This is a genomic window from Sphingomonas sp. BK345 (assembly GCF_014193845.1).
Lineage (GTDB): Bacteria > Pseudomonadota > Alphaproteobacteria > Sphingomonadales > Sphingomonadaceae > Sphingomonas.
The window spans coordinates 130,672-141,188 of the sequence record NZ_JACHZX010000008.1; the positions used below are offsets into that span (position 1 = coordinate 130,672).

General features: G+C 70.0%; 12 protein-coding genes and 1 tRNA gene. 4 read left to right on the forward strand and 9 right to left on the reverse strand.

Going from position 1 to position 10,517, the window contains the following annotated elements; genetic code table 11:
- Positions 1-7 precede the first annotated feature (7 nt).
- Positions 8-92 (forward strand) — tRNA-Leu (locus tag FHY03_RS19190).
- Positions 93-331: 239 nt separating this feature from the next.
- On the opposite strand, the gene FHY03_RS19195 is transcribed toward FHY03_RS19190, so the two are convergent.
- From FHY03_RS19195 to FHY03_RS19205, 3 genes are all read right to left on the reverse strand, one after another.
- The gene (locus FHY03_RS19195; protein ID WP_183932087.1) at positions 332-622 is read right to left on the reverse strand and encodes a hypothetical protein; all 291 of its coding nucleotides are present in this window, start codon (positions 620-622) and stop codon (positions 332-334) included.
- 116 nt (positions 623-738) lie between these two features.
- Positions 739-1,266: a 2'-5' RNA ligase family protein gene (locus tag FHY03_RS19200; RefSeq protein WP_183920066.1), complete on the reverse strand. Its 528-nt coding sequence runs from the start codon at positions 1,264-1,266 to the stop codon at positions 739-741.
- On the reverse strand, positions 1,263-3,185 hold the full coding sequence (locus FHY03_RS19205) for a potassium transporter Kup (protein ID WP_183932088.1): 1,923 nt from the start codon (positions 3,183-3,185) through the stop codon (positions 1,263-1,265). The genes FHY03_RS19200 and FHY03_RS19205 overlap by 4 nt, the downstream gene beginning before the upstream one ends.
- A gap of 135 nt (positions 3,186-3,320) precedes the next feature.
- Here FHY03_RS19205 and FHY03_RS19210 point away from each other — a divergent pair, with 135 nt between their 5' ends.
- Entirely contained in the window at positions 3,321-3,542 is a 222-nt protein-coding gene (locus FHY03_RS19210; protein WP_183920062.1) for a DUF3072 domain-containing protein, read from the forward strand.
- A 16-nt stretch (positions 3,543-3,558) separates the two neighbouring features.
- On the opposite strand, the gene FHY03_RS19215 is transcribed toward FHY03_RS19210, so the two are convergent.
- From FHY03_RS19215 to guaB, 6 genes are all read right to left on the reverse strand, one after another.
- Positions 3,559-4,200 carry a hypothetical protein gene (locus tag FHY03_RS19215; protein WP_183932089.1) on the reverse strand — a complete coding sequence of 214 codons (642 nt, stop codon included), beginning with the start codon at positions 4,198-4,200 and terminating at the stop codon, positions 3,559-3,561.
- Complete coding sequence (ccmE, locus tag FHY03_RS19220) at positions 4,200-4,637, reverse strand: cytochrome c maturation protein CcmE (protein ID WP_183920058.1); 438 nt, start codon at positions 4,635-4,637, stop codon at positions 4,200-4,202. Before ccmE ends, FHY03_RS19215 begins: the two co-directional genes overlap by 1 nt.
- A 97-nt stretch (positions 4,638-4,734) precedes the next feature.
- Positions 4,735-5,460 (reverse strand): heme ABC transporter permease CcmC, encoded by a 726-nt coding sequence (ccmC, locus tag FHY03_RS19225; RefSeq protein WP_183920056.1) that lies wholly within the window; start codon positions 5,458-5,460, stop codon positions 4,735-4,737.
- Positions 5,461-5,546: 86 nt separating this feature from the next.
- Positions 5,547-6,068, reverse strand: coding sequence for a M48 family metallopeptidase (locus tag FHY03_RS19230; RefSeq protein ID WP_183932090.1), 522 nt, complete (start codon positions 6,066-6,068; stop codon positions 5,547-5,549).
- Positions 6,069-6,101: 33 nt separating this feature from the next.
- Positions 6,102-7,256, reverse strand: coding sequence for an RsmB/NOP family class I SAM-dependent RNA methyltransferase (locus FHY03_RS19235; protein ID WP_183932091.1), 1,155 nt, complete (start codon positions 7,254-7,256; stop codon positions 6,102-6,104).
- Positions 7,257-8,714: an IMP dehydrogenase gene (guaB, locus tag FHY03_RS19240; RefSeq protein WP_183920050.1), complete on the reverse strand. Its 1,458-nt coding sequence runs from the start codon at positions 8,712-8,714 to the stop codon at positions 7,257-7,259.
- Between the two features lie 132 nt (positions 8,715-8,846).
- Between guaB and FHY03_RS19245 the strand changes: the two genes are divergently transcribed.
- Positions 8,847-9,809, forward strand: coding sequence for an SPFH domain-containing protein (locus FHY03_RS19245; protein WP_183932092.1), 963 nt, complete (start codon positions 8,847-8,849; stop codon positions 9,807-9,809).
- Entirely contained in the window at positions 9,809-10,255 is a 447-nt protein-coding gene (locus FHY03_RS19250; RefSeq protein WP_183932093.1) for an NfeD family protein, read from the forward strand. Before FHY03_RS19245 ends, FHY03_RS19250 begins: the two co-directional genes overlap by 1 nt.
- The last annotated feature ends 262 nt before the right edge of the window (positions 10,256-10,517 follow it).

Consider the following 10,517-nt stretch of genomic DNA (forward strand, 5'->3'; position numbering starts at 1 on the left):
GCTACACAGAGGCGTGAATGGCAGGACTTGAGCCACCTTTCAGCGGAATCATAATCCGCGCGTCGGGGGTTCAAGTCCCTCCTCCGCTACCACCGCGCAGAGTAGCGACCGGGCGCGGCAGGCGCGCAGCAATCTGTCGCCCTGCGTTAGGCTACGTACCCCCGGTCACGGTCACGGTCACGGTCGCGCGGCGTGGCCCTGCCCGCTTGACGTGCCCATAGCTGCGTCGCCAGGGTGCTCGGCGTACCTGTCCAAGGCGCCCATCAGCGCGATTCTTCGAGCAGGCTCAGCGACCTTCGACTGACCTGCGGCGAGCTTGAACCATTCCGTGCTAACGGACGGTATCGCGCGAGGCGAGGTAGAAGGCCTTGGTCGACCGCGAGCGCCACTCCGCCACCCGCTCCGCCTCGGCGGCTCGGTGTCGCTGCACCGCGAGCTCCCAGGCTCGCCCGGACTGGCAGACCTGTCGCGGTACTGCGCCACCCGCGTCATCGCGTTCCTGGACACAGACGATCCTCTGCTGCTCCGCCCGGGACAACCGGCTCGGCCGCTCGCGTGCCTCGGCCACGCCCACGCCGGACATGGCGGCGGCGACCAACGGAAGGAAGAGGATCACGCGCATCGGTCTCAACTCCGAAAAACGGACACCATAGAGACGATGATCGCCGCGCAGGTCAACGGCCGAGCGGCACCAGAGCGGAGCGAAACGCCGTGACAGGCCCTAGGATCAATTCTCCGTCAGCCGCCGAACAGGTGGCGCGACAGCGGCTCCCACGGGCCGCCGCGGTACCAGTAAGCCGCCAGCCCGGCGATCGTCACCGGTCGCGCGACGAACACCGCCTTGAGCCGCTCGAGCAGTGCGCGCGCCTCGCCCGGCTCGACCTTGTTCTGCACCGTCACGTGCGCGCGCCAGCCGGCCTGGTCCTGCGGCGTCAGCGAGCCGCGGAACGATTCCGCGAGGCGCGCCCGAATCGCTTCCAGTTCGGGACTCTCGACACGATAGGCGACACCGCGTCCGAGCGAGATCACGCCCGCAAGCCGCGCGCGCGGCGGCACCACGCCGCGGGTCTCCGCCACCAAGCGCTGGCGCAGCTCGGCCGCGCCGCTCGGCGGCAGGTGGTGGAACATCGTCAGGTGCGCCGCCAGCTGGTTGCGCTCGGCCGGGAAATAGGCGCGGCGCTGCGCGTCGAGGAAAGCCTGGTCCGCCGCACCGAACAGAGCGGTGACGATGATCGGCGCCTGGGTCGGGGCGGCAGGCTCGCTCAAATCTCGATCTGACTGCCCAGCTCGACGACCCGGTTGGTCGGCAGGCGGAAGAATTCCATCGCGCTCTCGGCATTGCGCAGCATCCAGCTGAACAATTTCTCGCGCCAGATCGCCATCCCCGGCCGGTCCGAGGCAAGCAGCGTCTGGCGGCTGAGGAAGAAGCTGGTGTCCATCATCCGGAACTCGGCGCCGCAGCCGTCATAGGAGCGCAGGTGCGCGGGCACGTCGGGCTCTTCCATGAAGCCGTAGCGCAAGACCACCCGATGGAAGCCCTGCCCCAGGTCCTCGTGGAGGAAACGGTCCTCCTCGGGAAAATACGGCATGTCGGTGACGCGCACCGTCAGCAGGATCACGCGCTCGTGCAGCACGCGATTGTGCTTGAGATTGTGCAGCAGCGCGTGCGGCACGCCCTCGGGCGTCGACGTCATGAACACCGCGGTGCCGGGCACGCGCGTGGCGGAGGTGGCGGCGGAGTCGATGAAGATCTTGATCGGCATCGCCGCCTCGCGCATCCGCTCGAGCATCAGCTTGCGCCCCTGCGACCAGGTGGTGAGCAGCACGAAGACGATCACCGCCACCAGCAGCGGGAACCAGCCGCCGTCTGGCACCTTGGTCAGGTTCGAGGCGAAATACAGCCCGTCGATCGACAGGAAGGTGATCTCGAACAGCGCGGTCGCCCAGATCGGCCAGTGCCACACGCGGCGGATCAGCACCCCGACCATGCAGGTCGAGATGAACATCGTCCCCGTCACCGCGATGCCATAGGCCGCGGCGAGGTTGGACGATTCGCCGAAGCCGAACACCAGCAGCAGCACCATGATCATCAGCGCCCAGTTCACGGCGGGGATGTAGATCTGGCCCGCCTCCGACGCGCTGGTGTGGGTGATGCGGATCCGCGGCATCAGCCCGAGCTGCACCGCCTGCTGCACCACCGAATAGGCACCGGTGATCACCGCCTGGCTCGCGATCACCGTCGCCATCGTGGCGAGGATCACCAGCCACAGACGCCAGCTCTCCGGCGCCATCAGGAAGAAGGGATTCTCCGCCGCGGCGGGGTTCTCCAGCAGCAGCGCGCCCTGGCCGAGATAGTTGATCATCAGCGCGGGCAGCACGAAGCCGAGCCAGGCGTAGGAGATCGGCTTGCGCCCGAAATGCCCCATGTCGGCGTACAGCGCCTCCGCGCCGGTCACCGCCAGCACCACCGAACCGAGCGCGAGAAAGGCGAGCGTGCCGTCATTGGCGGCGAAGCGCACCGCGTACATCGGGTTGAGCGCGTAGAGGATATCGGGTCGCGCGACGATGTGGATCCCACCCATGACGGCGAGAACCACGAAATAGACCAGCATGATCGGCCCGAACAGCCGCCCCACCTTCTCCGTCCCGATCGACTGGAGATAGAAGAGCGCGATCAGGATCGTCACCGCGATCGGCAGCACGAACGAGTCGAAGCCCTGCTCCACCGTCGCCAGGCCCTCGACCGCGGACAGCACCGAGATCGCGGGCGTGATCATACAATCACCGAAGAACAGCGCGGTGGCGAGCACGCCCAGGATGACGAGGCTCGGCCCCCAACGCTTGCCCGCGCCCGAGCGGCGCTGGATCAGTGCGAGCAGCGCGAGGCTGCCCCCCTCGCCGTTGTTGTCGGCGCGCAGGATGATCAGCACATATTTGAGCGTGACGATCAGCATCAGCGACCAGAAAACCAGGCTGATCACGCCGAAGATATGAAGCGGGTCGACCGCGAGCGGATGGTGTCCGACGAACACCTCCTTCATCGCGTACAAAGGGCTGGTGCCGATGTCGCCGTACACCACGCCGATCGCGCCGAGCGCGAGCCGCGCGAGCCCGTCGCCGCTGCCGTGATGATGCCCCGCCTGGGCCTGCGCCCGGACCGCCGGATCGTCGGTGTTCACGCTCATGCGTTGCCGACCGTTCTCGAGGCGTCGCCCGCGTGTCTACCCATGGTGCTGGCGCGCCTAGCACGCGCGCAGGGTACCGGCAACGCGGAACAGATATCGAACGGCGGGGTTGTGGACACGCTACAGGAGATGGTGATGAGCGACGACAACCCCAAGACCCACCCTTTCTCGAATGCGGAGAAGAACCCCGACGACTGGACCACCGGGGACGAGCCGATGACCGGCGCGCAGGCGAGCTATCTCAAGACGCTGAGCGAGGAAGCGGGCGAGTCGTTCGACGAGACGCTGAGCAAGGCCGATGCGTCGAAGAAGATCGACTCGCTGCAGGAGCAGACCGGGCGCGGCAAGGCCGACTGATCCGATCGCGCGGGCGTCACCCTCCGCGCGAGGGATCGACGCCCGCGGCGATGAACTGATCGAGCACCAGCACGCGCCGCACCAACTCGCGGCGGTAGTCGGTGCCGGGCGCGGAGAGCGCCACGGCGTGCAGCCAGAGCGCGCGCGCCTGGGCGAGCTGGCCCGCCTTCAGATAGGCCATGCCGAGATAGTATGGCGGCGCCGGATGCTCGGGCGCGAGTCGCGCCGCCTGGCGGAAGGCGAGCAGCGCCGGGGGCGAGAGCCGATCGCCCGCCTCGGCCGCCAGCGTGACCCCCGCCCAGGTCCACAGGATGAAGCTCTTCGGCAGCTTCGACAGGCCCCCCAACACGACTCGAGCAGCGGCGCGGCTGTTGCCGCTGCGCGTCATCGCGTCGGCGGCGACGAGATAGGCGGTGTCGGCAGTGTAGCGCCCGAGCAGGCTGTCGCGCAGCGCGATCTCGTCGGGGTCGATCGGCGCGATCTCGGTGCGCGGCGTCGCCGGCCGGGCGCCGAGCAGCGGCGAGCCCTGCCAGGCATAGCCGGCGCCGCCGAGGCAGAGCGCGGCGGCGAGCAGGGTCCACAGGGCACGATCGGCGCGCAGCAACGCCAACACGCCGAAGGCGCCGGCGCCGAGCAGCAGCAACGCGACGAAGCCCATCACTGTGTCTCCAGCGTGCGGGTCTCGTGCATCTTGCCCGCCATCTGCGGCGGCATGTACTTCTCGTCGTGCTTGGCGAGCAGGTTGGTCGCGCTGAACGAACCGTCGGGATTGAAATGCCCCTCCGCGACCACGCCCGAGCCCTCGCGGAACAGGTCGGGCGCGATGCCGCTGAAGCGCACCGGCGTCGTCGCCTGCCCATCGGTGACGGTGAAGGCGATCGACACGCCGTCGCCCGCGCGGCGGATCGAGCCGCGTTCGACCATGCCGCCCAGCCGCACCGCGCGGTCCGGCGCGGGCAGCGCGCCGCGCACGTCGCTGGGCGCGTAGAAGAAGGCGGCCTGCCCGCGCAGTCCCGACAAGGCCAGCAGCGCGGCCGCGGCGAGCGCGACGATGCCGAGCAGCACCAGCGTCATCCGCTGCGACTTGGGCGTCATTTCTCGTGCTTCCGCATCGCGCGATAGCTCAGCCAACCCACCAGCGCGCCGGCGCCGAGGACCAGAACATAGGCCGCGGTGACGAAGGGCCAGGGGTTCACGCCAGCGCCCTCCGCCGCAGCCGCGCCTCGGCTTTCGCGGCGGCGAGGATGGCGCGCATCCGCATCAGCACGATCGCGCCGAACAGGCAGGAGAAGCCGACCAGCATGATCGGCAGCGGCCAGAGCAAGGACCGGTCGATCGTCGATGAGGTCAGGCCGATGCTCGGCCCCTGGTGCAGCGTGTTCCACCACACCACCGAGTAGCGGATGATCGGCAACAGCACGGTGCCGGCGATGCCGTAGATCGCGGGGACGCGCCCGTCGCCACCGCGCTCCCGGTCGGCGTTGGAGAGCGCGATGAAGCCGAGATAGACGAAGAACAGCAGCAGCATCGAGGTCAGCCGCCCGTCCCACTGCCACCACGTCCCCCAGGTCGGCCGCCCCCAGATCGCGCCGGTGACGAGGCACAGGGCGGCGAAGGTTGCGCCGGGTACCGCGGCGGCGCGCGCGGCAACCTCGGCGAGCGGGTGGCGCCACACCAGGAAGGCGGTGCTCGCGATCGCGATCGCGCTCCAGCCGCCCATGCCGAGCCACGCCGTGGGCACGTGGACGTAGAGGATCCGCACCGTCTCGCCCTGCAGATAGTCGGGCGGGGTCTGGGTCAGCCCGGCCCAGCTGCCGAACGCCACCAGCACAACCCCCAGCCACCACAGCCAGGGCGTGAGTGGGCGCGCGATCCGCAGGAATCGGGCGGGATTGGCGAGGGCGTGGAGCGTCGGCAAGAGGCGGTGCGTCTCGATCGGTCAGGCGGAAGGAAGGGCTAGGCGTTGCAGGAGCTTAGCGACTCTTGCCCGGGGACGCGAGCGGCTCAGTCGCGCGATGCCGGCGGTGCCGCGGGCGGCACGGTGCTGGGCGCTGTGACCTGCGCGGTGGTGACGGGCGGGCCCTTGGCGATCACCGCGGCGAGTTCGGTCGCCTGAGTGCACTGACCCTGGCACAAGGTGCGCACCCTGGCGAGATTCTGCTTGGCGCGCTCGACCGCCCCCTTGGCCACCATCGCCTCGCCCTGCCCGGTCAGCGCGGCGATGTCGTTGGGCTCGAGCAGCAGCGCCTCGCGGTAGAGGCGGATCGCCTTGCCCGGCAGCTGGCGCGCCTCCGCCACCTGCGCGAGCGCGATGAAGGCTTGGCGGTTGCGCGGATCGACCGCGACCGCGCTCTCGAACAGATCGGTCGCACCGTCGATATTGCCCGCGGCGCGTGCCGCCTTACCCTGCTGAAGCAGCGCCATGCTGCGCCCGTCGATCTGGTCGTCCGGGCGCTGGCCGTGCAGCGAGGTGGAGATCGACACCAGCGCCAGCGCCGCCGCAGCGGCGACCGAGGTGAAACGCATGAACGGCTCCAGCTTCGACACGATCGCCAGCGCCTAGCATGGCGCCCGCAGCCGCGCGACGAAAAAACCGTCGGTGCCGTCGTGCGCGGGAGTGAGCCGGACGCCCTGCCCGCGCGCGCGCCCGCACGGCAGCGCGAGCGGCTCGGCCTGCCATCCGGGATGGTCGGCGAGGAAACGCTCGACTTGATCCGCTCCCTCGGCGTCGAGCAGCGAGCAGGTGACGAACACCAGCGCGCCGCCGGGGCGCACCGCGGGCGCCCCGAGCGCGAGCACGTGGCGCTGCATCGCGGCGTAGCGCTCGAGCCGATCGGGGGTGAGCCGCCAGCGCGCCTCGGGATTGCGCCGCCACGTGCCGCTGCCCGAGCAGGGCGCGTCGACAAACACGACATCCGCGCTGATGTCGGCGAGCGCGTCGGCCTCGCGGCCACCGTCGAGCAGGCGAGTCTCGATGATCGTCGCCCCTGCCTTGCCCGCGCGCGGCGCGAGCCGGGCGAGGCGCGCGCGATCGACGTCGCTGGCGATGATCCGCCCCCGGTTCGCCATCGCGGCGGCGAGCGCGAGGCTCTTGCCCCCCGCCCCGGCGCAGAGGTCCAGCACCGTCATACCCGGCGCGGCGCCGGCGGCGAGCGTCACCGCCTGGCTGCCGGCGTCCTGCGCCTCGACCAGCCCGGCATAGGGTGCGAGGTCGGTGCCGGCGGGTAGCCGGAGCGCATCAGGGAGGCCGGGGATCGACGCCGCACGGTCGATCGCGGGCGCCTCCCCGCGCAGCCGATTAACGCGGACGTCGAGCGGCGCGCGTTCGACTAATGCAGCCTGCTCTTCGTCGCCGAGCCCCGATGCGGCGAACCGCTCGGCTAGCCAGTGCGGCAGCACGCCCGGCATCGCCGCGGGCTCGTCGCCGATCGGCGCGGGGCCGTGGGGCGAGCCGTCGAAGGTGGCGGCGAGCGCCGGCTCCTGACGTGCGAGCGCGACCAGCGCCGCGCGCCCGTTCGCCGGGCGCTCGCCGAGCGCGCGGACCGCGGCATAGACCAGCTCACGCACCGCGCGCCGGTCTTTCGACCCCGCATAGCGGCGGGTCGCGAAATAGCGCGCGATCAGCGTGTCAGCCGCCGCGCCGCCCTGCTCCGCGGCGGCGACGATCGAGTCGAGCAGCTCGATCGCCGCCTGGGTGCGCGCCGCCGGAGTCACTCAGCGGGTCGGATAATTGGGCGCCTCGCGCGTGATCGTCACGTCGTGGACATGGCTCTCCTTGAGCCCAGCGCCGGTGATCTGGACGAAGCGCGCGCGCTCCTGCAGGTCGCGGATCGTCGCCGAGCCGGTATAGCCCATCGCCGCCTTGATGCCGCCGACCAGCTGGTGGATCACGTCGCGCGCCGGCCCCTTATAGGGCACCTGCCCCTCGATCCCCTCGGGGACGAGCTTGAGCTGGTCGCGCACCTCTCCCTGGAAATAGCGGTCGGCGGAGCCGCGCCCCATCGCGCCGACGCTTCCCATCCCGCGATAGGATTTGTACGCACGCCCCTGATACAGAAAGGTTTCTCCCGGCGCTTCCTCAGTCCCGGCGAGCAACGAGCCGACCATGCAGGTCGACGCGCCCGCCGCCAGCGCCTTGGCGAGATCGCCCGAGGTGCGCAGGCCGCCGTCGGCGATCACGGGCACGCCCGCGGCGGCGCCGGCCTCGGCACAGTCCATCACCGCGGTGAGCTGCGGCACGCCCACGCCCGCCACGACACGCGTGGTGCAGATCGAGCCCGGTCCGATGCCGACCTTGATGCCGTCCGCGCCGGCGTCGATCAGCGCGCGCGTCGCCTCGCCGGTGGCGACGTTGCCGGCGACGACCTGGACCGAGTTGGACAGCTTCTTCACGCGCTCGACCGCGCGCGCGACATCGCGGTTATGGCCGTGCGCGGTGTCGATGACGATCAGGTCGCACTCGGCGTCGACCAGCGCCTCGGTGCGTGCGAAGCCCTTGTCGCCAACGGTGGTGGCAGCGGCAACGCGCAGGCGGCCCGCGGCGTCCTTCGTCGCCTCCGGGTACATAACCGCTTTCTCGATGTCCTTGACGGTGATGAGCCCGACGCAGCGATAGGCGTCGTCCACCACCAGCAGCTTCTCGATGCGGCGCTGGTGGAGCAGCCGGCGCGCCTCTTCCTTCGCGACGCCGATCGAGACGGTGACGAGGTTCTCGCGCGTCATCAGCTCGGCGACGCGCTGGTTCGGGTTCTCGGCGAAACGCACGTCGCGGTTGGTGAGGATGCCGACCAGCTTGCCGTCGCGCTCCACCACGGGAATGCCGCTGATCCGGTTGGCCTTCATCAGCGCCTGCGCCTGGGCCAGCGTCGCCTGCGGCGCGATCGTGATCGGGTTGACCACCATCCCGCTCTCGAAGCGCTTGACCTGCCGCACCGCGGCGACCTGCTCGTCGACGGTGAGGTTGCGGTGGAGCACGCCCATACCGCCCAGCTGCGCCATCACGATCGCCATGTCGGCCTCGGTGACGGTGTCCATCGCCGAGGACAGGATCGGGATGTTGAGCGCGATGTCGCGAGTCAGCTTCGTCCGCGTATCCGCCTCGCCAGGGAGCACCGCGGACTCGGCGGGCGTTAGCAGCACGTCGTCGAAGGTGAGGCCGAGACGGATATCCATGAGGCGCCGAATCCTTGGGAGCGAGGAGTGGCGCGCCATGTAACCGCGTTCCCCGCATCTCGCTAGGCCCCCCGCCCCGCACGGGCTATGATGGCATCGTGGACGCGGTGAGCCCGCGGGGGGAGAGAGACGATGACGGTGACGCTGGCCTTGTTGTTCCTGGCGCTGGTCGTCTTCTACCTGCTGACGAGCATCAAGATCGTCCGCCAGGGCTATCAGTACACGATCGAGCATTTCGGCCGCTACACCGGCACCGCCGCGCCCGGCTTCAACTTCTACCCGGCCTTCTTCTACCGCGTCGGGCGGCGCGTGAACATGATGGAGCAGGTGATCGACATCCCCGGACAGGAGATCATCACCAAGGACAATGCGATCGTCTCGACCGACGGCGTCGTCTTCTTCCAGGTGCTGGACGCCGCCAAGGCGGCCTATGAGGTGTCCGACCTCTATGTCGCCCTGCTCCAGCTGACGACCACGAACCTGCGCACCGTGATGGGGTCGATGGACCTCGACGAGACGCTGTCGAAGCGCGACGAGATCAACGCGCGGCTGCTCTCGGTGGTGGACCACGCCACCGTACCCTGGGGCGTCAAGATCACGCGAGTCGAGATCAAGGACATCCGCCCGCCCGCCGACATCGTCGCCGCCATGGGCCGGCAGATGAAGGCCGAGCGCGAGAAGCGCGCCAACATCCTCGACGCCGAAGGGTCGCGCGCCTCGGAGATCCTGCGCGCCGAGGGACAGAAGCAGGCGCGTATCCTCGAGGCCGAGGGCCGGCGCGAGTCGGCCTATCGCGACGCCGAGGCACGCGAGCGGGCGGCGGAGGCCGAGGCCAAGGCGACGCAGGTGGTGTCGGACGCGATCGCCGCGGGCGGGACGCAGGCGATTAACTACTTCGTCGCGCAGAAATATGTCGAGGCGGTCGGCAAATTCGCGACCAGTCCGAACGCCAAGACCATCCTCTTCCCGGTCGAGGCGACCCAGCTGATCGGCACTCTTGGAGGGATCGGCGAGCTGACCAAGAGCGTGCTCGCGCCGAAGGACTCGCCCGAGCCGCCGCTCGACCTGCCGCGCTCGGCACTCGATCCGCGGTGATGGGCTGGGACTGGCTGGGTGACCCCGGCGCAGCCTGGCTCGCCGCGGCGCTGCTGCTCGGCATCGCGGAGCTGGCGGTACCGGGCGTGTTCCTCGTCTTCCTCGCGCTCGCGGCGGCGGTCACCGCGGCGATCAGCTACGCGCTCGCACCGCTGCCGCTCGCGGCGCAGCTGGTCTGCTTCGCGCTCTGGAGCGCGGTGGCGGTGGTGGTCGGCCGACGCTGGTACCGCGACTATCCGGTGGGCAGCGGGGACACACGACTCAACGACCGTGCCGCTCGACTGGTCGGCGAGGTCACGCGGCTGGAGAGCGCGATCATCGACGGCCGCGGCCGCGTCATTGTGGGTGATGGGAGCTGGCCCGCACGCGGTCCCGACCTTCCCGCGAACGCGCGCGTGCGCATCGTCGCGGTGCGCGACGGCGTGGTCAGCGTGGAGGAGGCGTGAGGGCGGGAGCACATCGGTGCGGGAGAGGCGATCTCCCACGCCCTCCTCGCGGTCTTGCGGAGCAGCCGCCTGCCCCCGTTCCGGCGTCATCCTGAACTCGTTTCAGGATCCACCGTGCCGCGGACTCAGCGATGGGAGGCGTGTGCGGATGCGTGGATCCTGAAACGAGTTCAGGATTGTCTCTCAGGATTGTGGTGTAGGCTGTCGGAGCTGGAGAGCGTGCCGCGGGGTGGCCACCCCGCGGCACGTGGTGTCACGGCGT